The organism is Humitalea rosea, assembly GCF_003253705.1.
Taxonomy (GTDB): domain Bacteria; phylum Pseudomonadota; class Alphaproteobacteria; order Acetobacterales; family Acetobacteraceae; genus Humitalea; species Humitalea rosea.
On record NZ_QKYU01000014.1, the window covers coordinates 19,774 to 42,996 of the forward strand.

General features: G+C 70.3%; 15 protein-coding genes. 11 read left to right on the forward strand and 4 right to left on the reverse strand.

Going from position 1 to position 23,223, the window contains the following annotated elements; genetic code table 11:
- Positions 1 to 271 precede the first annotated feature (271 nt).
- The 3 genes from C8P66_RS13045 to C8P66_RS13055 all read left to right on the forward strand — a co-directional run bounded on the left by C8P66_RS13045 (position 272) and on the right by C8P66_RS13055 (position 5,019).
- Entirely contained in the window at positions 272 to 1,318 is a 1,047-nt protein-coding gene (locus C8P66_RS13045; protein WP_111398716.1) for a TRAP transporter substrate-binding protein, read from the forward strand.
- A gap of 10 nt (positions 1,319 to 1,328) precedes the next feature.
- Positions 1,329 to 4,187 (forward strand): ATP-binding protein, encoded by a 2,859-nt coding sequence (locus C8P66_RS13050; protein WP_111398717.1) that lies wholly within the window; start codon positions 1,329 to 1,331, stop codon positions 4,185 to 4,187.
- A 70-nt stretch (positions 4,188 to 4,257) separates the two neighbouring features.
- The gene (locus tag C8P66_RS13055) at positions 4,258 to 5,019 is read left to right on the forward strand and encodes an SDR family oxidoreductase (RefSeq protein WP_111398718.1); all 762 of its coding nucleotides are present in this window, start codon (positions 4,258 to 4,260) and stop codon (positions 5,017 to 5,019) included.
- 3 nt (positions 5,020 to 5,022) lie between these two features.
- On the opposite strand, the gene C8P66_RS13060 is transcribed toward C8P66_RS13055, so the two are convergent.
- Genes C8P66_RS13060 through C8P66_RS13070 form a run of 3 tightly spaced genes read right to left on the reverse strand, consistent with a single transcriptional unit; the run spans position 5,023 to position 8,611 of the window.
- Positions 5,023 to 6,456 (reverse strand): dihydroorotase, encoded by a 1,434-nt coding sequence (locus C8P66_RS13060; RefSeq protein ID WP_111398719.1) that lies wholly within the window; start codon positions 6,454 to 6,456, stop codon positions 5,023 to 5,025.
- 14 nt (positions 6,457 to 6,470) lie between these two features.
- Entirely contained in the window at positions 6,471 to 7,382 is a 912-nt protein-coding gene (locus C8P66_RS13065) for a nucleoside hydrolase (protein WP_111398720.1), read from the reverse strand.
- Positions 7,379 to 8,611 (reverse strand): M20 aminoacylase family protein, encoded by a 1,233-nt coding sequence (locus tag C8P66_RS13070; RefSeq protein WP_245903498.1) that lies wholly within the window; start codon positions 8,609 to 8,611, stop codon positions 7,379 to 7,381. The genes C8P66_RS13065 and C8P66_RS13070 overlap by 4 nt, the downstream gene beginning before the upstream one ends.
- 49 nt (positions 8,612 to 8,660) lie before the next feature.
- Here C8P66_RS13070 and C8P66_RS13075 point away from each other — a divergent pair, with 49 nt between their 5' ends.
- The 8 genes from C8P66_RS13075 (at position 8,661) to C8P66_RS13110 (ending at position 22,295) form a co-directional block, all read left to right on the forward strand.
- Entirely contained in the window at positions 8,661 to 10,229 is a 1,569-nt protein-coding gene (locus tag C8P66_RS13075; RefSeq protein WP_245903500.1) for an ABC transporter substrate-binding protein, read from the forward strand.
- The gene (locus tag C8P66_RS13080; protein ID WP_111398722.1) at positions 10,226 to 11,989 is read left to right on the forward strand and encodes an adenine deaminase C-terminal domain-containing protein; all 1,764 of its coding nucleotides are present in this window, start codon (positions 10,226 to 10,228) and stop codon (positions 11,987 to 11,989) included. The genes C8P66_RS13075 and C8P66_RS13080 overlap by 4 nt, the downstream gene beginning before the upstream one ends.
- Before the next feature lie 34 nt (positions 11,990 to 12,023).
- Positions 12,024 to 12,932 carry an NAD(P)-dependent oxidoreductase gene (locus tag C8P66_RS13085; RefSeq protein ID WP_111398723.1) on the forward strand — a complete coding sequence of 303 codons (909 nt, stop codon included), beginning with the start codon at positions 12,024 to 12,026 and terminating at the stop codon, positions 12,930 to 12,932.
- 91 nt (positions 12,933 to 13,023) lie between these two features.
- Positions 13,024 to 16,347 carry a transglutaminase family protein gene (locus C8P66_RS13090; RefSeq protein ID WP_111398724.1) on the forward strand — a complete coding sequence of 1,108 codons (3,324 nt, stop codon included), beginning with the start codon at positions 13,024 to 13,026 and terminating at the stop codon, positions 16,345 to 16,347.
- Positions 16,348 to 16,449: 102 nt separating this feature from the next.
- Positions 16,450 to 18,948: a circularly permuted type 2 ATP-grasp protein gene (locus C8P66_RS13095; protein ID WP_111398725.1), complete on the forward strand. Its 2,499-nt coding sequence runs from the start codon at positions 16,450 to 16,452 to the stop codon at positions 18,946 to 18,948.
- Positions 18,945 to 19,811 carry a transglutaminase family protein gene (locus C8P66_RS13100; RefSeq protein WP_111398726.1) on the forward strand — a complete coding sequence of 289 codons (867 nt, stop codon included), beginning with the start codon at positions 18,945 to 18,947 and terminating at the stop codon, positions 19,809 to 19,811. Before C8P66_RS13095 ends, C8P66_RS13100 begins: the two co-directional genes overlap by 4 nt.
- A gap of 82 nt (positions 19,812 to 19,893) precedes the next feature.
- Positions 19,894 to 20,958 carry a phytanoyl-CoA dioxygenase family protein gene (locus C8P66_RS13105; RefSeq protein ID WP_158537240.1) on the forward strand — a complete coding sequence of 355 codons (1,065 nt, stop codon included), beginning with the start codon at positions 19,894 to 19,896 and terminating at the stop codon, positions 20,956 to 20,958.
- 77 nt (positions 20,959 to 21,035) lie between these two features.
- Positions 21,036 to 22,295 carry a sensor domain-containing phosphodiesterase gene (locus C8P66_RS13110; protein ID WP_111398809.1) on the forward strand — a complete coding sequence of 420 codons (1,260 nt, stop codon included), beginning with the start codon at positions 21,036 to 21,038 and terminating at the stop codon, positions 22,293 to 22,295.
- Positions 22,296 to 22,310: 15 nt separating this feature from the next.
- Here C8P66_RS13110 and C8P66_RS13115 read toward each other — a convergent pair whose 3' ends face one another.
- A complete protein-coding gene (locus C8P66_RS13115) occupies positions 22,311 to 23,216 on the reverse strand; it encodes a LysR family transcriptional regulator (RefSeq protein WP_111398728.1) in 906 nt (301 codons plus the stop codon).
- Between the last annotated feature and the right edge of the window lie 7 nt (positions 23,217 to 23,223).

Sequence of the window (23,223 nt, forward strand, 5' to 3'; positions counted from 1 at the left end):
TGTCACGGCAGGAAGCCCCGGGCGAAAGCACGCGGAATGGTTGCAGCCGTCATCGGATGACTGTTAACTGTGCACAGGCTCGGTTTGGCGCTGTCCACCGGACCATTGAGGGTTTTGATGCCCGATCAAATCGAAATTCCGGAGCCATATCATCCCATGGTCATTGCCTGACATGACCTTCGAAACTGATGCCGCTCCCGCGCGCCAAACTGATTGTGCGCCTGCCCGCCAGCCGCGCAACTGGATTCATGCGATACAGCAACAAATTCTCATGGCGCTGCTGCTGGCGGTGACCGCAGGTGCGGCGATGGCGCAGGCGCCTGCCCCCTCGGCCGATCCGCCCGATCCGATCCGCCTGCGCGTGATGGGCGGGCTTGCCGATGTGTCACAGTACACGCGCTTCGAAGAACCTTTCTGGCGCAGCCGTGTGGTGGAACTGACCGGCGGCCGCATCACGGCGGAAATCGGCCCCTTCGATCGCGCCGGCTTCCGCGCGCAGCAGATGCTGCAACTGATGCGGCTGGGCGTCGTGCCCTTCGGCACCGCCTTGCTGGCCATAATCGCGACGGATGAGCCCGAGTTCAGCATCCCCGACCTGACCGTGCTGAGCCCCGACATGGCCAGCCTGCGCCGGACCATGGCGCTGTTCCGGCCGCGTCTGCAGGAGCGCCTGCGGGAGGATTACTCGGTCGAATTGCTCGCCGTTTATACGTATCCGGCGCAGGTCATCTGGTGCAACCGCGCCTTCGGCGGGCTGTCGGACATGGCGGGGCGCCGGGTTCGCGCCTCCTCCGTGGGCCAGGCGGAAGTCTTCGCCGCCCTCGGCGCCACGCCCGTCATCATCCCCTTCGCCGAGATCGTCGGCGCCATCCGCTCCGGCGTGGTCGAATGCGCCGTCACCGGCACGCTGTCGGGCATGGCGATCGGGCTGCATCAGGTAACGACCCATATCTCACCGATCGCGCTGAACTGGGGCGTGTCGGTGTTCGGCGCGAATGTCTCCGCCTGGGAAGCCCTGCCTGAGGCGGATCGGACCATCATCCGTGCCGGTCTTGCCGATCTGGAGGCCGCCATCTGGGAAGGTGCTGAACGCGACACCGGCGATGGCATCGCCTGTGCGACCGGGCAGCCAAGCTGCCAGGGCTCGGTACGGGGCAGGCTGACCCTGGTGCCCGCCGCCCCCTCCGATGAAGCCCGCCGCCGTGCCTTGCTGACCGATGTCGTCCTTCCCGGCTGGGTCAGTCGATGCGGCATCGATTGCGTCGAGTCCTGGAACAAGTACATGGCGCCCACCCTCGGCCTAACAGCCCGGGAATAGGACTTCTTCGATGATCCAGCCGCGCCGTACCCAATTTTACGTCATAGGCGCGGCCGTCCTGCTTCTGCTGGCCCAGTCGATCGGCACCTATTACCTGATGCGTCAGGCGCGCGACGCAGCGCTGGCGACGGCGGAGGAATCCGTCCTGCGCGTCGCCCGCGGCGTCGAAGCCTCGGTCAACCGCAACTTCGTGCAGGTCGATGCGATGCTGACCGGTCTGCCGGCGATGCTGGCGCCGCTGATTCGCGACGGGCGGCTCGATCCCTCGAGCGTCTCGCGCGTGCTGCGTGAACTGATCAACCAGAACTTCGCCTATCGCGACGTCGTTCTTGTCGGTGAGAACGGGCTGCCGGTCGCGACCGCTTTGCCGGTCTCCCGACGCCGGCCGCTGCCACTGGCCGCGGATGGGCCGCTCTTCAGCGTGGCACAGCGTTCGGGATCGGTGATGATCGGCGGGCCGGTGCGGAACCCCGCCACCGGGGAATGGGCGATCTTCCTCGCCCGGCGGATCAACCTGACCGGTTTCGGGCCGTTGCTCGCGGCGGCCGAGGTTCCGGTGTCGCTGCTCTCCTCGCTGCTCGCTTCGACCGCGGGCGATGCGACCGGCTTCCGGATGGTCATCGAGCGTGAGGACGGCACCGTCCTCGCCTCCTCCCCGCATGACGAGACCCATATCGGCCGACGGCTGAGCGAGACCGCCGCCAGTCTCGCGGCCCCGGGCGGACGGGTGGAATCCGTCATTGGCCGTTTCGACAACGAGCCGGTGCTGATGGCGACCCGCCAGACGCTCTACCCGAGCCTGATGATCTCCACCTCGGTGCGCGAAGCCGCGGTGCTGGCCGACTGGCGCGAGGACGCCAAGCGCGGCGCCCTGGTTTCGGCCGGCTTCGGCGCGCTGGTCCTGGCGCTGACCGTCGCGGTGCTGCTTGGCCTGCGCCAGCGCGACCGGGCGGATGCCGAACGGACCCGTTGGCGCACCATGCTCGACAATGCGCTCGAGAGCATGGAGGGCGGCTTCGTCATCTGGGACCATGAGGACCGCCTGGTCGCCTGCAACAGCCGCTACCGCGAAATGTATGCGATGTCGGCCGCCTTCATCACGCCGGGCGCGACCTTTGAGGAGATCATGCGCGGCGGCGCCCGCGTCGGGCAGTATCCCCAGGCGGGCGAGGATCTGGACGCCTTCCTGGCGGATATGGACGCCTGGCATCGCGGCAATTTCCCGCCGATGGAACGGCTGCTGCCGGATGGCCGCTGGGTGATGATCACCGAGCGGACCACGCCCGACGGCGGCGTGGTCGGCATCCGCACCGACATCACCGCGCTGAAGCGCGCCATGGCCGAGGTCGCCGAGGCCGCCGAGGCCAAGGGCCGCTTCCTCTCGCGCATGTCGCACGAACTGCGGACACCGCTGAACGGCATACTGGGCTTCGGCCAGATCCTGCTGGCAGACCAGACGCTATCGACGGAGCAGCGCCGGCAGGTGGAGATCCTGCTCTCGGCCGGACGTCACCTGCTTGAGCTGGTGAACGGGCTGCTGGACCTATCCAAGATCGACGCCGGCAAGCTGGAGTTGGAGCCGCGCCCGGCCATGCTGCGCCCGCTGCTGGATGGCTGCTCGGCGCTGCTCTCCCCGGAGATCGCGCGCAAGCGGCAGACGCTGCGGCTGGATGTCGCGGGCGGGCTGCCACAATCCATCATCACCGACCCGACGCGGCTGCGGCAGTTGCTGCTGAACCTGCTGTCCAACGCCGTGAAGTTCACCCCCGAGGGCGGGGCGGTCATCCTGCGCGCCCTGCATCGCGGCAACACCATCCGCTTCGAAGTGCAGGACAGCGGCCCCGGTGTGCCGGCCGAAAAGCGGCATTTGCTGTTCAGCGACTTCGTGCAACTGGCCGATCGCTCGGCCGAGGCCGCCGGCACCGGGCTCGGGCTGTCCATCTCCGCCCGCCTCGTGAGCCTGATGGGTGGCCGCATCGGCTGCGACTCCGCCCCGGGCGGCGGTGCGATCTTCTGGGTCGAGCTGCCGCTGGCGGCCGCCGAGCCGATGGCGCAGTCGCGTGCCTTGCCCGTTCCGGCCTCAGAGCCGACGGAGCCGGTGGTCGGCGCCCATGTCCTGGTCGTGGATGATCTGGCCGCCAACCGTCTGGTGGCACAGGCGATGCTCTCGGCGGCCGGACACCGGGTCGCCTCCGCCGCCGATGGCGCCGAGGCTTTGGCGATGGTCGAGGCCGGCGACTACGATATTGTGCTGATGGATCTGCAGATGCCGGTCATGGACGGGATGGAATCCACCCGCCGCATCCGCGCGCTGCCCGCCCCCAAGGGGAATATCCCCATCCTGGCCGTTACCGCCTCGGCCTTGCCGGACCAGGTCGCGGCCTGCCGGGAGGCGGGCATGGATGGCCACCTCTCCAAGCCCGTGGATCGCGACGGGCTGGTGCGGGAGGTCTCGCGCCTGCTCTCCCAGCCCCGCGTGCCACGCGCCATCATCTCCAATGCTGAGCCGATGCTGCTGGACGAAACGGTACTGGCGGCCTTGTCGGCCGATCTCGGCGGCTCGGGCGGCAGCATCATCGCCGAATTCATCGCCGAGATGCGGGAGGTCACGGCGATGATGCGCTCGGCCAGCGATGCCACCACGCTGCGGGCGCTGTCGCACCGGCTCGTCGGCGCGGCGCGGACCCTCGGGGCACGGCGCCTGGCCATGACGGCCGAGCGGTTGCAGTCCGTGCAGCGCGTCGGCGGGGACTCGACCAGCCCCTTGCAGCGCCTGCTGGAGACGGCCGCCGCGACGCTGCCGCTGCTGGAGGCTTGGCTTGCCGCGCATCAGCGCATGGCACGCACGCGGATGGGTGCGGCGGAATAGCCCCCGTCCCCGTGGACAGCGCCGCGGTGCCCCCGCACCATGGCGGCCGAAACAATCGGGGGAACACCAGATGAGCAAGGCAATGATCGGCACGGCGGTCGTCACCGGCGCCGGAACCGGCATCGGGCGCGCAGCCGCCCTCTCTCTCCTGGGGGCCGGCTGGACGGTGGCGCTGCTCGGGCGCCGCTTGGAGCCGCTGCTGGAAACCCAGGGCCTCGCCGGCAGCGCCAGCGACCACGCTTTTCCGCTGACCGCGGATGTCGGCGATGTGGCTGGCGTCAAGGCCGCCTTCGCCGAGGTCCAGTCCCGCTTCGGCCGGCTCGACCTGCTGTTCAACAATGCGGGGCGCGGCGCGCCGCCGGTCGAATTCGACGAGATCACCGATGAGGATTGGCTCGGCACCGTCGCGGCCAATCTGAACGGGGCGTTTTTCTGCGCCCGCGCCGCCTTCGGCATCATGCGCCGGCAGGACCCGAAGGGTGGGCGGATCATCAACAACGGCTCGATCAGCGCCCATGCGCCGCGGCCGTTCAGCGCGCCCTATACCGCGACCAAGCATGCGATCACCGGCCTCACCAAGTCGATTTTCCTCGACGGCCGCGCGCATGACATCGTCGCGGGACAGATCGACATCGGCAATGCGGCGACGCCGATGACCGAACGCATGACCAAGGGCGTGCCCCAGGCCAACGGCACCCGCATGGTCGAGGAGCGCATGGATGTCGCCAAGGTCGGCGAGGCGGTGCTGCACATGGCCTCGCTGCCGCTGGAAGCGAACATCCTGACCATGACGATCATGGCCTCCAAGATGCCTTTTGTCGGGCGCGGCTGAGCCTCAGAAGGGCATGGCACCGGGGCGCAGGATCGCCTCGGTCGTGGTGGCGAGGTTGCGGGGCGCGGGGGCCGGCATCGCGGGGCGCTCCATGCGGCCCCAGCCGGCGGCCTCCGCGACCACGCCATCCTCCATCACCACCCGGCCGCGCACGATGGTCGCGACCGGCAGGCCGATGGTCCGCATGCCGTCATAAGGGGTGAAGCGGCTGCGCTCGCTGTGCAGCGCGCCAGCCTGGATGGTCCCGCGCGCGGCGAGGTCGATGATGGCCAGATCGCCATCGGCCCCCGGCTGCACCACGCCCTTGCGCGGATAGAGGCCGAAGGCCCGCGCCGGCGCGGCCGAGGCCGAGCGCACGTATTGCTCCAGGGTGAACCGCCCCTCCGCCACCAGGGTCAGCATCAGCCGCATCGAGGTCTCGACGCCCGGGAAGCCGCAGGCATTGTCCCAGATCGAGGGGCGCGAGATTTCCGCCATCGCATGCGGCGCATGGTCGGTGGCGAGGATGTCGATGATGCCGTCACGCAGCGCGGCCAGCAGCGTCTCGCGCTGCGCGCCCTCGCGGATCGGCGGGTTCAGCCGCCCGATACCGGCTTGGGCACCGGTCAGATCCTCGGCCGCCAGCAACAGATATTGCGGGCAGGTCTCCACGGTGATGGGAACGCCGCGCGCCTTCGCGTCGCGGATGATGGGTACCGAGCGGGCGCAGGATTCATGCACGATATGGATGCGCGCCCCGGTCCATTCCGACAGCACGATGGAGCGGTTCAGGCTCTCCAGCGCGACGATATCCGCCCGCGCGCACCAATGCGCGTAGTCGTCGTCGCGCCCGGCCGCCTGCATCCGCTTCTCGCGCCAGAACAGCATGGGCGAGTTCTCGGCGTGGATGGAACAGCGCAGGCCGAGGCGGGCCAGCATCTCGAACCCCTCCAGCACCGCACCATCATTCGGCGCCGGCAGATTGCCGGTGGTGTTGCCGTAGAACAGCTTGAACCCGATCACCCCGGCGGCGGCGAGGTCCGGGATCGCCTCCAGCGCGCGTTCGTCCAGCAGGCCGTAGAGCCCGTAATTCACCACCGCCTGCCGCTCGGCGGCCTCGCGCTTGATCGCCAGCGCCTCCAGGCTCCAGGTCGGCGGGTCGGTGTTGGGCATGTCGAAGATGGTGGTCACGCCGCCGGCCGCGGCGGCGCGGGTGCCGGTGCGCCAGTCCTCCTTATGCGTCATGCCCGGTTCGCGGATATGCACATGGGTGTCGATGGCGCCCGGAATCACATGGCGGCCTTGGGCCGACAGCACGCGCGTCGCGCGCGGTGCCAGCGCCGGATGGCCGACGAAGACGATCACCCCATCCTTCACCGCCACATCGGCGACGAAGCGCCCGGTCTCGTTCACAACGGTCCCACCGGTGATCAGCAGATCGGCGATGAAAGGCTCCATGCGGGCAGGCTCCGTCAGGGCAGTTGGGAAAGGGCTTGGCCCAGCATGGCGAAGAAGCCATCGGCGTCCAGGGCCTCGGCCAGCAGCACGTTGGGTGTCGCGCCGGTGCGGCCCCAGCGGTCGATATGCGTGCGGCCGCGCGCGGCGCCATCGCCGCTGTCCACCCGCACGGCCGCATCGCGGAAGCCGAACAGCCCGGGCTCCAGCACCGCCGCCACGGCACAAGGGTCATGCAAGGCAAAGCCGCGCCCGGAAAACCGGCGGGAGGGCGGCACCGCGCCCAGGATCGCCGCCGCCGCCCGCGCGCAAACCCCCGTGCGCGGCAGCGCCGCCAGCCGTGCCGGGGTGACCAACGCCTGCGCCGTCAGGTCCAGCGTGACCAGCGTCACCGGGGCATCGACGGCCAGCAGCATCGCCAGCGCCTCGGGGTCCATGGCGGCATTGTATTCGGCCGAGGGCGTCCAATTCCCCTCCCCCCAGGCGCCCGCCATCACCGAGATGGAGGCCAACCGCCCCGCCAGTGCGGGCTCCGTCGCCAGAGCCAGCGCGAGATTGGCCGAGGGCGCCAGCGCGATGGCATGGACCGAACGGGGTGCGGCATCGCGCAGCACCGCGCGGATGGCGTCGGCCGCGATGCCGGGCGTGGCCGGCGGCCCCTCGGGCAGCACCACGCCGCCGAGACCATCGGCGCCATGCACCGCCGCCTCGTCGCGATGCGCGCCGATCAGCGGATGCGCCGCACCGGCCACCACCGGCACCGCCTGCCCGGTCATGCCCACCAGCGCCCGCGCATTCGCCAGCGTCCGCGCCAGCGGGACATTGCCGCCGGAGACAGTGACCAGCCGCACCTCCATCATCGCCAAGGCCAGGAACAGCGCGATCGCGTCATCGGTGCCGGGATCGCAGTCGATGATTGCCGGAATCACCCGAGTTCGGTCTCCACCACCGAACACCACCAGGCCGCGCCATGCGCCAGCGCGGCATCGACGAAATCGAAATGCGGATTGTGGTGCTGCCCATCCGGATGCGGGGGATCGCCAGTGCCGAGCCAGGCATAGGCGCCCGGCCGTGCCAGCAGCATTTCGGAAAAATCCTCGCCGGCGGTGATCGGCGGATGGTCGTCGCGCGCCTCGCCCATGGCGGCGAGGGCGGCGCGATAGGCCAAGGCCGCCTGCGCCGGATGGTTCACCGTGGGGGAGAGGCGGCGGATATAGCGGTAGTCGGCCACCAGCCCATGCATCGCGGCGATGCCATGGGCCAATTCGCCGATGCGGCGTTCCAACAGGTCGCGCTCCAGCGGCGCCAGGGCGCGGGCGGTGCCGGCAAGATGCACCTCGGAGGGGATGACATTCGGCGCCCGCGGATTGCCAGCAGCGATGTGCCCGACCGAGGCGACGGCGGTGCGCAGCGGATCGACCTCGCGCGCGACAATGCTGTGCAGGGCTGCGATGAATTGCGCCGCGGCCAGGGTCGCATCGGTGCCCTGATGCGGCTTGGCACCATGGCTGCCGCGGCCGGTGAAACTCGCCTGCCAGGTGTCGCTGCTGGCCAGCACCGGGCCCTTGGGCACGGCCACGATGCCAAGCGGCAGGCCAGGCAGGTTGTGCAGACCATAGACGGCATCGACAGGGAAGCGGTCGAACAGCCCGTCCTCCAGCATCGCCTTGGCACCACCCAGGCTTTCCTCGGCCGGCTGGAAGATCAGATGCACGGTGCCGGCGAAGGCGTCGCGATTGGCAGCGAGGAAGGTCGCGGCGCCCAGCAGCATCGCGGTATGCCCGTCATGCCCGCAGGCATGCATCTTTCCGGGCACCGTGCTGGCGTAGGCCGCGCCGGTCACCTCGGTCATCGCCAGCGCGTCCATGTCCGCCCGCAGCCCGATCGCGCGGTTGCCGGCCCTGCCGCGGAGCGGCTCGACCATACCGGCGCCGCGGAGCGGCTCGACCATACCGGTGCCGCGGATGGTGCCGACAACGCCGGTGCCGGCGATGCCGGTCGTGACCTCGATCCCGGCGGCCTCCAGCTCGCGCGCGACGAGGGCCGCCGTGCGGTGCTCCTCGAAGCCCAGTTCGGGATGGGCATGGATGTCCCGCCGCCAGGCGGTCATGGCGGGAACCAGGGGGCCGAGGGCCTCGGGCGAGCTACGTTGCGACATGGGCGGGATGCTGCCAGTTTTACCGGGATTCCGCGAGAGATCCCCCCACATGCGCCGCGCCCTCCTGCTTGCGACCCTGGCCCTGGCATCCGCGCCGGTGCAGGCCCCCTTGCAGGCCCAGACCCTGCGTATCGGCATCGAGGCGACGACCACCAGCCTCGACCCGCATTTCGCCAGCATCATCACCAATTTCGCCTTCGCGCGGCATTGGTTCCAGCCGCTGGTGCAGCAGGATGCCGGCCAGGTGCTGCGCCCGGCCATCGCCACATCATGGCGCGTGGTCGATCCGCTGACCTGGGAATTCACGCTGGACCCGAAGGCGACCTTCTCCGACGGCACGCCGGTGCGGCCCGAGGATGTCGCCTTCAGCATCTTCCGCGCCGGGGATGTGCCGAATTCGCCCTCCTCGCTCCGCGCCTATACCCGCCCGGTGAAGTCGGTCGAGAAATCCGGCCCGCACACCATCCTCATCCGCACCACGGCGCCGACGCCGCTGCTCGCGAACTACCTCTCGCTGGTGATGATCGTGAGCGAGCGGGTCGGCGACGCCGCGACCACCGCCGACTACAATTCCGGCCGCGCCATGGTGGGCAGCGGCCCGTTCCGCCATGTCTCCTGGCACCCCGGCGGCGTGGCGGTGATGGAGCGCCGGGAGGATTTCAACGGCCCCGCCCCCGCCTTCGCCCGCGTCGAATTCCGCCCGATCCCCAATGCCGGCGCCCGCACCGCGGCACTCCAGGCCGGTGACGTCGATCTGATCGAGATCGTGCCCTCCGACCAATACGCCCAGCTCAAGGCCGATCCGCGCTTCACCGTGGCCGAAAGCCCGTCGAACCGCCTGATCTATTTGACCCTGGACAGCGACCGCGAAACCACCCCCTTCGTCCATGCCCGCGACGGCGGGCCGCTGGCCAACCCCTTGCGCGACCGCCGGGTGCGCCGGGCACTGTCGCTGGCGATCAATCGCGACGCGCTGGCGCGCAATGTGATGCAGGGCCAGGCGCTGCCCTCGGGCGACCTGGGCCCGCCGGGGTATTTCGGCACCTCGCCCGACCTCACCCCCGATCCCTATGACCCCGCCGAATCCCGCCGCCTGCTGGCCGAGGCCGGGCTGCCGCAGGGCTTCGCCGTGCAGGTGAACGGCCCCAACGACCGCTATGTGAATGATGAGAAGGTCGTGCAGGCCATCGCGCAGTTCTGGACCCGTGTCGGGCTCGTCACCACCGTCCAGACCAAGCCGCGCGGCCTTTGGCTCTCCGAGGCAGCACAGCTGCGCTACTCGGTGAACCTCGCCGGCTTCTCGCCCAATCCGGAAGTGCTCGGGATGCTGGAAACCCAGATCCATAGCTGGGACACAACGCTCGGCCTCGGCACCGCCAATCGCGGGCGGTTCTCCAATGCCGCCATCGATGCGGTGATCGAACAGGCGCGCGCGACGATGGATGACGCGGAGCGTTCGCGGCTGACGCAGCAGGCGACGCGCATGGCGCTGCGCGACGAGACGGCGCTGATCCCGCTGTATTTCCAGGTGAACACCTGGGCGATGCGCGCGGGCATCACCTATGAGGCACGCACCGATGAGATGACGCTGGCGATGAGCGCCGGCCGCAGGCCGTGAGCCGCGCGCGGCTGGTCGCGGCGGCGCAGGGCGAGGCGCCCTTCGACCGGCTGCTGACGGGCGGCACCATCGCCGATGTCGCGACCGGCGAATTGCGCGCCGCCGATATCGGCATCCTCGACGGGCTGATCGCCAGCCTGCATCCGCCGGGCTCGCGGCAGGATGCGGCGGCGATCGACGACATGACCGGGCTGGTGCTGGCGCCGGGCTTCATCGACAGCCATCTGCACTACGAATCCTCGCTGATGGCGCCGGCGGATTATGCCTCCGTCGTCGCGCCCGCCGGCACCACAACCGGCGTCTGGGACCCGCATGAGCTGGCCAATGTCGCGGGGCTGGCGGGTGTGGCCTGGGCGCGGGATGCGGCGCGGGGGGTGCCGTTCCGCACGCTGATCGCCGCCCCCTCCTGCGTGCCCTCCGCCCCCGGTCTCGAAGTCGCCGGGGCCGAGATCGGGCCGGCGGAGATGGCCGAGATGCTGGGATGGGAGGGCGTCTGCGGCATCGCCGAAGTCATGGACATGGCCGGCGTGCTCGCGGCCAGCCCGCGCATGGCGGGGATCGTCGCGGCCGGGATGGCGGCGGGGCGCAACATCAATGGCCATGCGCGCGGGCTTTCGGGCGCCGGCTTGCAGGCCTATGTCGCCGCCGGCGTCACCTCGGACCATGAGATCACCTCGGCCGAGGATGCGCTGCAAAAACTGCGCGCCGGGCTGACGGTCGAACTGCGCGGCAGCCACGACACTCTGTTGCCCGAGGTGGTGGCGGCGATCATGGCGCTGCCGGTGTTCCCGGTGACGCTGGTGCTCTGCACCGATGACGTCTTTCCCGACGAGTTGGTGGCCAAGGGCGGGCTGCGGGACACCGTCGCCCGCGTCATCGCCCGCGGCATGCCGCCGATGCTGGCGATCCGCTGCGCCACGCTGCATGCGGCGCTGCGGCTGAAGCGGGATGACATTGGGCTGCTGGCGCCGGGGCGGGCGGCGGATATCGTGGCGCTGTCCGATCTGGCGACGGTTGCGGTCGCGCGCTGCTATGTCGCGGGCCAACCGGCCGCCACCCAGGCGCCGCGCCCGCCGCCGGGGTTGCGGCAGAGCATGCATCTCGCCCCGCTGGCCGCCGATGCGCTGGCGCTGCGGCCGCGCGGTGTGCCGTCGGGCCGGGTGCGGCTGCCGGTCGTCGCCGGCGCGCGCTTCACGACCTGGGGCGAGGCGGAGGCCGAGGTGTGCGACGGTATCGCCGCCCCGCCACCGGGCCATTCGCTGCTGGCCTCGGTGCATCGCCATGGCCGTGCCGATGCGGTGCCGCGCGTGGCGCTGATCTCCGGCTGGGGCGAGATCGCCGGCGCCGTCGCCACCACCATCGCCCATGACAGCCACAACCTGCTGGTTTTCGGCCGCGACCCGGCGCTGATGGCCGGCGCCGCCAATGCGCTGATCGCGGCCGGGGGCGGGATGGCGGTCATGGAACCGGATGGGCGGCTGACCCTGCTGCCGCTGCCCATCGCCGGGCTGCTGGCGGAAACCCCGGCGGCCGAGACGGCCCGCGCCTTCGCCGATTTGCGCGCCGCCGCTGACCGGGTCATCGCCTGGCAGCCGCCCTATGCGGTGTTCCGCGGGCTCACGGGGGTGTCGCTGGCCTGCAACCCGGGGCCGCATCTGACCGATCGCGGCATCGCCGATATCGCGCGTGGCGGTGTCACCGATCCGGCAGAGCCGCTTGGATGGCCGCTCAAAGCTCAAAGGGATAACAACTGTGCCTGACCAACCCCCCGCCCGCGGAATCCTTCTCTGCCCCATGCCGGCCGACAAGGCCTCGATGCATGCAGCCTTCCTCGAACTGGCCGGGGACCGGCCGATCGCGCTTTGGCCCGACCTGCCGGAGCCCGAGAAGATCGGCTGCATCGTCGCCTTCCGCGCCCCCACCGGCGCCTTCGCGCGGCTGACGAACCTGCGGCTGATCCATGGCACCGGCGCCGGGGTGAACCACATGCTGGCCGACCCGACGCTGCCCCGGCACCTGCCCTTCGCCCGCGTCGTTGCCGATGAGGTGACGCAGGGCATGGCGCAGCACTGCCTGCACGCCATCCTGCGGGAGCTGCGCGAGCACCGCATGTACGACGGCTTCCAGCGCGAGAAGCACTGGCAGCGCATGCCCCAGATCGACGCCGCCACCTGGCCGGTCGGGATCATGGGCCTCGGCGCGCTGGGCGTGGGCCTGGCCGAGCACCTCGCCCGCCTCGGCTTCGCCGTGCGCGGCTGGTCGCGCAGCGCGCGGCAGTTGCCTGGTGTGGAGACCTTCGCCGGACCGGACCAAAAGCACGCCTTCCTCGCCGGCTGCCGCGCCGTGGTGGTGCTGCTGCCGCTGACCGCCGAGACCACCGGCGTGCTCGATGCCGCCGCCTTGGCCGCTTTGCCGCGGGGCGCCGTCGTCGTCGCGGCGGGCCGCGGTGGGCAGGTGGATGAGGCCGCCCTGCTGGCGGCGCTGGACGCCGGTCAGATCGGCCACGCGCATCTGGATGTGATGGTGACCGAACCGCTGCCGCAGGACAGCCCGATCTGGACCCATCCCGGCATCACCGTGACGCCGCATATCGCCGCCGCCCCCAATGGCAAGGCGCTGGCGCGGCTGGTGCTGGAGAACTTCGACCGCCTCGAAAATGGGCGGGAGTTGCTGTTTCCGGTCGATCTCGCGCGCGGCTACTGAGCCAAAGGCAGCGGTCGGCAAACTGAGGGCTTAGCGGCGGGCGTCCGGGTCGCTATGCATTACGATAACCAATGATCGACCGGGATGCCCGATGCCATTGCATGTCGCGCTGACGCATAAGACCTCCTATCGCTACGACCGGGCGATCAACCTCGGGCCACAGACCATCCGTCTGCGGCCCGCGCCGCATGCGCGAACGCCGATCATTTCCTACAGCCTGTCGATCTCGCCCAAGCCGCATTTCCTGAACTGGCAGCAGGACCCGCAGGGCAATTTCCTCGCCCGCGTGGTTTTCCCGGAGCGGGTCACGCATTTCGATGTGACCGTGGATCTCGTCGCCGACATGGCGACCATCAACCCCTTCGACTTCTTCCTGGAGCCGGAGGCCGAGACCTTCCCCTTCACCTACGACCCGGTGCTGGAGCAGGAACTCGCCCCCTTCCGCCGCGCGGCACCCGCCGGCCCGCATCTGCAGAAGCTGATCGACGCGGTCCCGCGCGGTGGGGCGCCGCGGACCGTGGACATGCTGGTGGCCCTGAACCGCATGGTGCAGGAGGGGGTCGCCTATATCGTCCGCCTGGAACCCGGCGTCTGGACGCCGGAGGAAACGCTGGGCGGGGCACAAGGCTCCTGCCGTGACAGCGCCTGGGTGCTGGTGCAGCTGCTGCGCCATTTGGGCTACGCCGCGCGGTTCTGCTCGGGCTACCTGATCCAGCTCGTCGCCGATGAAAAGCCGCTGGAAGGCCCGGAAGGCCCGACCAGCGATTTCACCGATCTGCATGCCTGGGCGGAGGTCTACCTCCCCGGCGCCGGCTGGGTCGGGCTGGACGCGACTTCGGGGCTGATGACGGGCGAGGGCCATATCCCGCTCGCCTCCACCCCCGAGCCCCTGTCCGCCGCCCCGATCAGCGGGCTGATGGATGAGGCGGAGGTCGAATTCGGCTTCGAGATGTCGGTCACCCGCATCCGCGAAACGCCGCGCACGACCAAGCCCTATACCGAGAAGACCTGGGCTGAGATCCAGGCGGCCGGCCGCCAGGTGGATGCGGCACTGGAGCGTTCCTCCGTCCGCATGACCATGGGCGGGGAGCCGACCTTTGTCTCCGCCACCGACATGGAAGGGGCGGAGTGGAACACCGACGCGATGGGCCCGACCAAGCGGCGCATGGCCGGGCGGCTGATGCGCCGGCTGGCGCCGCTCTGGGCGCCGGGGGCGGTGCTGCATCACGGGATGGGCAAGCTCTACCCGGGCGAGCAACTGCCGCGCTGGACGCTGTCGGCGCATTGGCGCCTGGATGGCGAGCCGGTCTGGACCGACCCCGCGCTGCTCGCCTCCGACGACGACAAAGGCACCGCGACGCCCGAGGATGCCGCGCGCTTCGCGGCGCTGCTGGCGGAACGGCTGCAGGTCGATCCCGCGCTGGTCATCCCGGCGCATGAGGACATCCACTACTACCTCTGGCGCGAGCACCGCCTGCCCGCGAATGTGGTCGTGGAGGACGCCAAGCTGCGCGATCCGCTGGAACGCGCCCGGCTCGCGCGGGTCTTCGGCCAGGGGCTGGCCGCTTCGGTGGGCTCGGTGCTGCCGCTGCGGCGGGTCAAGGAAGCCGGCCAGCGGCGCTGGCAGTCGGGGCACTGGTTCTTCCGTGACGCCGAGGGTGAGGCCTCGCCGATGTTCCTGGTGCCGGGCGACAGCCCGATCGGGCTGCGCCTGCCGCTCGACAGCCTGCCCTGGGCCAAGGACGAGAGCCTGGCGAAGGAAGCCGACCAGCCGCACGACCCCTTCGCGCCCGAGGAACCGCTGCCCAGCCAGCAGATGATCCGCGACCGCGTCGCGGTGCCCGGGCTGTCGCCCGCCTTCCGCCCCGTTGCGCAGGACCTGCCCGAAGTCGGCGAGGAGGATCTGGAAGCGGTCCGCACCGCGCTGGCGGTGGAGCCGCGCGACGGGCTGATCCACATCTTCGCGCCCCCGTTGCAGGCGGCCGAGGACTGGCTGGAACTGGTCGCGGCGATCGAGGCCACCGCCGCCGAGATGGGCCAGAAGATCTTCCTCGAAGGCTATCTGCCGCCGGGCGACGATCGGATGCAGGATTTCTCCGTCACCCCGGACCCGGGCGTGATCGAGGTGAACATCCACCCCATGGCCAGCTTCGCCGAGCAGGTGGAACGCACTGAGCAGCTTTATGAGGAAGCGCGGCAGGTCGGCCTGGCGACCCAAAAATTCATGATGGACGGCCGCCATGTCGGCACCGGCGGCGGCAACCACGTGGTCATGGGCGGGGCGACGGTCGCCGACAGCCCCTTCCTGCGCCGGCCGGATCTGCTGAAGTCGCTGGTCGGGTTTTTCCAGAACCACCCCTCGCTGTCCTTCCTCTTCTCCGGCCTGTTCATCGGCCCCACCAGCCAGCATCCCCGCGTGGATGAGGCGCGGATGGACACGCTGAACGAGCTGGAGATCGCCTTTTCCCGCATCCAGCCGGGCCAGGAAGCCCCGCCCTGGGCGGTGGACCGGCTGTTCCGGCATTTGCTGGCCGACATGACCGGCAATACCCACCGCACCGAATTCTGCATCGACAAGATGTACAGCCCGGATGGTCCCGGCGGCCGGCGCGGCCTCGTGGAGTTCCGCGCCTTCGAGATGCCGCCCCATGCCCAGATGTCGGCGGCGCAGATGCTGCTGATGCGCTCGGCGGTGGCGAGTTTCTGGCACAAGCCCTGGGATCGCAAACTGGTCCGCTGGGGCACGCGGCTGCATGACGAGTTCCTGCTGCCGCACTACTGCATGGCCGATCTCGCCGATGCGCTGGATGAATTCGGCGCCGCCGGCTTCCCGATGGACCCGGCCTGGTTCGCCCCCCATGCCGAATTCCGCTTTCCCCTGGTCGGCGAGACCACGATTCGGGACGTGCATCTGGAACTCCGCCACGCGCTGGAGCCCTGGCATGTGCTGCCGGAGGAAAATACCGCGACCGGCACCGTCCGCTACGTGGACAGCAGCGCCGAGCGGCTGCAGATCAAGGCCCGCGGCCTGGTGCCGGAACGGCATGTGCTGGCCGTAAACGGGTTGGCCGTACCGCTCTCCGCCACCGAGACGGCGGGGGAATTCGTCGCGGGAGTGCGCTTCAAGGCCTGGTCCCCGCCGTCCTCGCTGCATCCGACCATCAAGGCGCAGACGCCGCTGGTGTTCGATCTGTTCGATCGCTGGACCGGGCGCTCGCTCGGCGGGATGGCTCACCATGTCGTGCATCCGGGCGGGCGGAACTACGACACCTTCCCGGTAAATGCGAACGAGGCAGAGGCGAGGCGGCGTTCGCGCTTCCTGCCCTTCGGCCATACGCCGGGGCCGATGCCGGAACCACGGGTCGTCACCGGGCGGGACCAGCCCAGAACCCTCGACCTGCGACGCGGAGCGTGACAGTTTCCGCGATGTGACGCCAAAGACAACTGGAGCCCGCCCCACGGCGCCGCGACCCGCCGATAATGCCTGCCTTCAGGTCCGGCGCGTGACGTTCGGCGCATGACGTCCGGCACCGACGAGATGGTGGATGGGCGCGGCCGAATCCGGCCGCATTGGCAGGGGCTGATCGGCGCCCTGGCCGATCTGCCCGGCGATGGCCTGTCCGAACGCGCCCGCCGGCTCGATGCCGGCTTCGCCGCCGATGGCATCGGCAGCCTGCTGCCGGGGGCCGAGGCCGCCTGGCGCTGCGACCCGGTGCCGCTGCCGATCTCAGGCGCGGAATTCGCCACATTGTCTTCCGGTCTGGCCCAGCGCGCGACGCTGCTGGAGGCCGTTCTGGACGATCTCTACGGCCCGCAGGAGCTGCTGGCCGAAGGGCTGATCCCGCCCAGCCTGATCTTCGCCAACCCCGGTTTCCTGCGGCCCTGCCGCGCCAGCCTGCCCGATATGCGCGCGCGCGCGCCCTTGATGGGCGCCTATGCCGCCGATCTGATGCGCGGGGATGATGGCCGGTGGATGGTGGTCTGCGACCGCACCAGCCGCCCGGCCGGCTTCGGCCTGGTGCTGGAGAACCGCCGCCAGGTGGCCCGGGCGATGCCCGAATCGCTGCGCGCCTCGCCACCGCGGCCGCTGCGCGCTTTCTTCGATGCCTGGCAGGACAGCCTGACCACCCTCGGCCAGCATGCCGGCGGCAATCCCGCCATCGCCATCCTGACCCCGGGCACGCGCCACCCCTTCTGGTTCGAGCATCTGCTGCTGGCCCGTGAACTTGGCTGCGCCTTGGTCGAGGGCGGCGATCTGACGGTCCGCAACGGCGCCTTGTTCATCAAGACCCTGGCCGGTTTGCAGCCGGTCGATGTGCTGATCCGGCGGCTGGATGGGCGCCGGATGGACCCGGTGGAGTTCGGCGCCACCGGCAGCCGCGGCGTGCCGGGCCTGCTTGATGCCGCGCGGCATGGCGCGGTGCGGATCGTGAACGATCCCGGCACCGGCGTCATGGAGGCGCCCGCCTGGGCGACCGTGATGGCGGCGTTGGCACCGCGCCTGCTCGGCACCGAGTTGCTGCTGCCGCAGGCCGAAACCCTGGCCCTCTCCGATCCGCGGACCGCCGCCCGCATCCTCGCCGATCTGCAGGAGGCGCCGGAGCGCTGGCTGTTGCGCCCGGCGCTCGACGGCAATGCGGCGGCGACCGATCCCGCGGCACTCGATTTGGCGGAACGCGCGCGATTCTCGCGCCAGGTCGCGGAGGATCCGGCGAAATGGGTCGCGACCCGGACGCCCGGCGGATCTGTGGCGCCGGTCGTGGCGGCGGGGCGCTTGCAACCCCGGCCGGTGCAGTTGCGGATGTTCCTCGTGCATGACGGCGTGGGCTGGCGTTGCCTGCCCGGGGGCATGGCCCGCGTGCTCCGCGAGGGTGAAACCCTGGGCGGCCGCCTGCCCGGCACCGGCCTCGCGAAGGATGTCTGGGTGCTGACCGAGGACCGTGCCGATATCCGTGGCCCCGCCATCACTTCCGGCCCGCCGATCGCGGTGCGCCGCACCGCCGGTGACCTGCCCTCCCGCACCGCCGACAATCTGTTCTGGCTCGGGCGCTATGTGGAGCGGCTCGAAAGCTCGGCACGGCTGTTGCGGCTGGCTGCCTCGCGCGGCGCCCGGGGTGACCCGAGCCCGCGGGAGCTTGCGGATCTGGCCGCCGTCGCGCGCTGCCTGATCGGCGCCAAGCTGCTCTCGCCCGAGGATGCGCCGAGCGGCGCCGGCCCCGGCCCCATGTTGACCGCGATCAGCCGCGCCGCGCGCGAGGGCGGCCCGCTCGCCCATCGCGCCGCCGAGGTCGCCCGGCTGACCGAGGCCGTGCGCGACCGCCTGACCGGCGAGATGTATGCGACCTTCAGCCAGCCGCTGCGCCACGCCATGGCCGATCTGCGCGCCGCCCGGGGGCTGGACGCCCTGGAGGAGGGGCTCGGCACGCTGCTGCGGCTCTGCGCCGCCGTCGCCGGCACCGCAGCCGAGAACATGGTGCGCGGCGGCGGGTTCCTGTTCCTCGACCTCGGGCGGCGGATGGAACGCGCCTCCGCCACCAGCATGGTCCTGGCCGAAGCGTTGAAGGAGCCGCCCTCACGGCAGGAGACCGCGCTGCGCCTGGCGCTGGACCTCTGCGACAGCGTGATCACCTATCGCAGCCGGTATCTCACCACCCTGCAGGCCGCGCCGGTGCTGGATCTGGTGCTGGCCGACCCGGGCAATCCGCGCGGCATCGCTTTCCAATGCGCCGAGATCCGCGCCCGCCTGTCCAGCATCAGCGATGGCACCGAGGTGGAGCTGGTGCGCGCCGCCCGCGCCTTGCAGACCGAGGTCGAGGCCATGGCCGCCGGCATCGTGGATGCCCCCGACCAGGCGGTGGCCGCCGCCGCCTTGCCGCCGCGGCTGGAAGCGTTGCGGGCCGCGATCGGGGCGCTCTCGGACAGCGTCACCCGGCGCTACTTCGCCTTGCTGCCGGCGGTGCAGACCATCGGCTCGCCGCTGGCGCCGGTGGACCGGCCCTTGATGGGGGCCGCATGACCTCCCGCTGGCGGCTGCGCCATGCAACGACCTACACCTATGCCCGGCCGGTCGATATGGCGACACATATGCTGCATCTGACCCCGCGCGAGATGCCCGGGCAGAAGGTGCTGTCCGCCACCATCCGGTCGGTGCCGGAGGCCGCGCGGATCACCACGGGCACCGACCATTTCGGCAATGTGGTGAGCTGGCTGTTCCTCGACCGTCCGCATGAGCGCTTCGAGGTGATCAGCGAAGCCGAGGTCGAGTCCGGCTTCCCGCCGCCGCCGGCGGCGGAGACGACCCCACCCTGGGAAAGGGTCGTGGCCGAGGCCGCGGGCGAGGTCGCCGAATTCCTGTTCGAAAGCCCGCTGGTCCCCATCGTGCCCGCGGCACGGGCCTTCGCCGCCCAGTCCTTCCCCCCGGGGCGGCCGGTGCTGGAGGGGCTGCTGGAGGTGATGTCGCGCATCCGGCGCGAGTTCACCTATCGCCCGGGGGTGACGGGAATCTCGACCTCGGTCGAGCATGTGATGACCACCAGGGCGGGGGTCTGCCAGGATTTCTCGCACGCGATGATTTCGGGGCTGCGCGGGCTCGGCCTGCCGGCACGCTATGTCTCCGGCTACATCCGCACCTACACGCCACCAGGGCGGGTCCGGATGCGGGGCGCCGACCAGTCCCATGCCTGGGTCGGCGCCTGGATGGGGCCCGAGCACGGCTGGGTCGATCTGGACCCGACGAATGACTGCGTGGTCTCCACCGAGCATGTCGTGCTGGGCTGGGGCCGCGATTTTTCCGATGTCTCTCCGCTGCGGGGCGTGATTCTGGGGGGCGGGCGGCATACGCTGCATGTCGGCGTGGACCTCGAACCGGCGGAGAGTTGAAGCCGCGGCGGTTGATTGCCCGGCCGTAATTTCGCATGACTGGGGCCGGGCATTTCGCCCGGCGATGATCGGGCGGGGTGCGATGAGAGGCTGGGCCAGATGGCTTTGGGCACCACTCCACGCGATCGGGGTCGCCACCAGCGCCAAATCCTTCCGCGACAATATCGTCATCGGCAGTCCCTGGCTGAACCGGATGGGGCTGCATGTGGCGCGGCGGCGGCTGGCGGCGCGGATGGGCCAACGCCGGCGGGCACAGTTGGCGCCGCTGTTGTCCGAGCAGGACCGCGCGGATTTCGCGCGCGATGGCTATCTGGTGAAGCGCGATTTCCTGCCGCCTGAGGTTTTCGCCGCAATGCGTGCCGAGGTGCTGTCGCTGGAGGCCCCGGCGCGGGAATTCATCGACGGCTATTCCTTCACCCGGCTGTTCCCGCTGGATGCCATGACCCTGCCGGGGATGCCGGTGACGGCCTCGGTGCTGTCCAGTCCGCGCTATTTGAACCTGCTGGCCTATGTCGGCTCGTTCCGGCGGTTTCCGCGGCTGTCGATCCAGACCGTGTTCAGCCGCTTCCGCGAGGATGTGCCGGACGTTCAGAGCCACTACCATTCCGACACCTTCCACCCGACCGTGAAATCCTGGTTCTTCCTGACCGAGGTCGAGGCGGATGCGGCCGCCTTCACCTATGTGCCGGGCTCGCATGAGGCGAACCGGCGGCGCCTGGCCTGGGAACGCCGGGTCTCGCTGACGGCCCGCGATGGGCGGGACCGGCTGACCGCCGAAGGCTCGCTGCGGATTTCCGAGGATGAGCTTGCGCGGCTCGGCTATCCGGCGCCGCGCAAGCTGGCGGCGGCCCCGAACACGCTGATCGTCGCCGACACCAGCGGCTTCCACCGCCGGGGCGTGAGCGAGGGGCGCGCCTGCCGCATCTCGATCTGGGCCTATAGCCGCAGCAATCCCTTCCTGCCCTTCGCCGGCGGCATCGGGTTCGGCGTGCCCGCGCTGCGCGGGCGGGCCGCGCGCGCGGTCTGGGCGCTGCAGGAATGGCTGCGAAAGGGCCGCCCAGGCGGCGGCTGGCACTGGGCCGGGATACGCCGGCCCGAGACCCCGCCGATGGACGCCGCGGCGAACCGCCCCCGCATAGGCGGCTGACTGACCGTTGTGAAACGCTCGATGCATCCAAGGTATGTTTCGGACGTATAGCGATGGTCAGACAGGGAATGCATCAGATGGCCGAGGCCGCTCAATTGCCGGGACTGCACGGTTTGATCTCGGCAGGTGACGCGTCCGGCGGGGACTCCGCGGCGACGATCCGGCGCGCCCTGAACGCGGTGCGGTCCCATCTGGGGATGGAAGTCGCCTATGTCTCCGAATTCGTGGACAACCGCTCGGTGTTCCGGGAGGTCGATGCCCCGGGGCAGGAGGCCCGTATCAAGGTCGGGGATTCCCATTCACTCGACGACGTCTATTGCCGCCATATCCTGGAGGGGCGCCTGCCGGAGCTGATCCCGGATACGGCAGCCGAGCCCCTCGCGCTGTCCCTGCCGATCACCGGCGCGGTCCCGATCGGCGCGCATATGAGCGTGCCGATCCGCCTGCCCAATGGCCGGCTCTACGGCATGTTCTGCTGCCTCGGCTTCCTGGCCGATGCCTCGCTCAACAAGCGGGACCTGCAGATGATGAAGGTCTTCGCCGAGATGACGGCCTTCGAGATCGGCCGCGAGGCCGATGCCGCCGATCGTGCCGCGGCCAAGCGCGCCCGCGTGACCGCGGTGATGGAGCAGGATCAGCTCACGATCGCCTATCAGCCGATCTGGGATATCGAGACGGGGCGTCCGGTCGGTTTGGAATGCCTCTCCCGCTTCAGCGCCACGCCGATCCGCCCCCCCGATATCTGGTTCGCCGAGGCCGCCGAGGCAGGCTTGGGGATCGAGCTGGAAGTCTTTGCCATCCGCAAGGCGCTGGCCGCTTTGCCGAGCCTGCCCGACGACGTCTATGTCGCCGTCAACGCCTCGCCGGAGACGATGCTGAGCGAACCCTTCCTCGCGGCGCTGGACGGCATGCCGATGGACCGCATCGTGCTGGAGATCACCGAGCACGCCCGGATCAGCGACTACAAGGCACTCTCCGCCGTGCTGACGCCGCTGCGGCACCGGGGCGCGCGGCTCGCGGTGGATGATACCGGCTCGGGCTACTCCGGCCTGCACCATATCCTCCAGCTCCGGCCAGACATCATCAAGCTCGATCGCGGGCTGATCCAGGGCATCGATGGCGACACGGCCCGCCAGGCGCTTGCCTCGGCGCTGATGGGCTTCGCGCGGGAAACCGATGGGGTGATCATCGCCGAAGGGGTCGAGACGCCCGAGGAGCTGGCGACGCTGCGTGCCCTGGGGGTGGGGCTGGTGCAGGGCTACCTGCTGGGACGGCCCTTGCCGCTCGACCGCACCCAGGCCCTGTTCGCGCAGGCGGCCGAGGCGCGCCGAGCCTGAGCCGGCCCGTCGCGATCACCCCCGGGCCGCAGCCTCCAGCGTCGCGGCCCGCCGGCGCACCGCCGCGAGCAGCATCAGCGCCGGGCGTGACAGATTGCCCTCACGCGGAATGAGCGCCTGGGCCTGCACCTCGCTCCGCGGGGTGAGGGCAAGGCGGACCACCCCCTGGTGGTTTTCCATCAAAAGGAAGGGGTCGATCACCGCGACCCCGACGCCGGCCCGAACCAGCGCGAGGGCGGTCGAGGACTGGTTGACCTCCAGCGAGATCCGCCGCGGCACGCCGGCTTCCTGGAAGCTCTGCTCCACCAGCCGGCCCAGCGGCAGGCTGCGGCTGAAGGAAATCAGCGGATAGGGGGCAAGGTCGCCCGGCCCCACCGCCCCCCGCCCGGCCAGCGGATGGCCGGGCGGCACGACGCAGATCAGCGCCTCGGTGCAGAGCGGAACCAGGCGCGCATCGGCCTCGGCGATCGGGGTCAGCACCAGGCCGAAATCGACGCCCCCCTGCGTCACCGCATCGACCGTGGCGAGGTTGTCCATGGTCTGGACGGTGATCTGGATGCGCGGCCGGGCGCGGCGGAAGGCGGCGATGGCGCCGGGCAGCAGGTTGTCCGCCAGGGTGGGCGTGGCCGCGATCACGACCGAGCCCACGCTGGTGTCGCGGATGTCGCCGACCAGGCGATCGATACGCTCCAGCCCGGAGAAGACCCGTTCGATATCCTCCAGGAAGATCCGCAGCTCCGGCGTCGGCTGCAGCCGCCCCTGGCCACGGATGAACAGCGGAAACCCGGCCGCGGCCATACAGTCGCGCAGCATCATGCTGACCGCCGGCTGCGATACGCCGAGATCGGCCGCGGCGGGGGTGACGGCGCCATGGCGGGCGACGGCGCGAATCACCTCAAGCTGTCGGAAGCTCAATTCCATCAGTTGA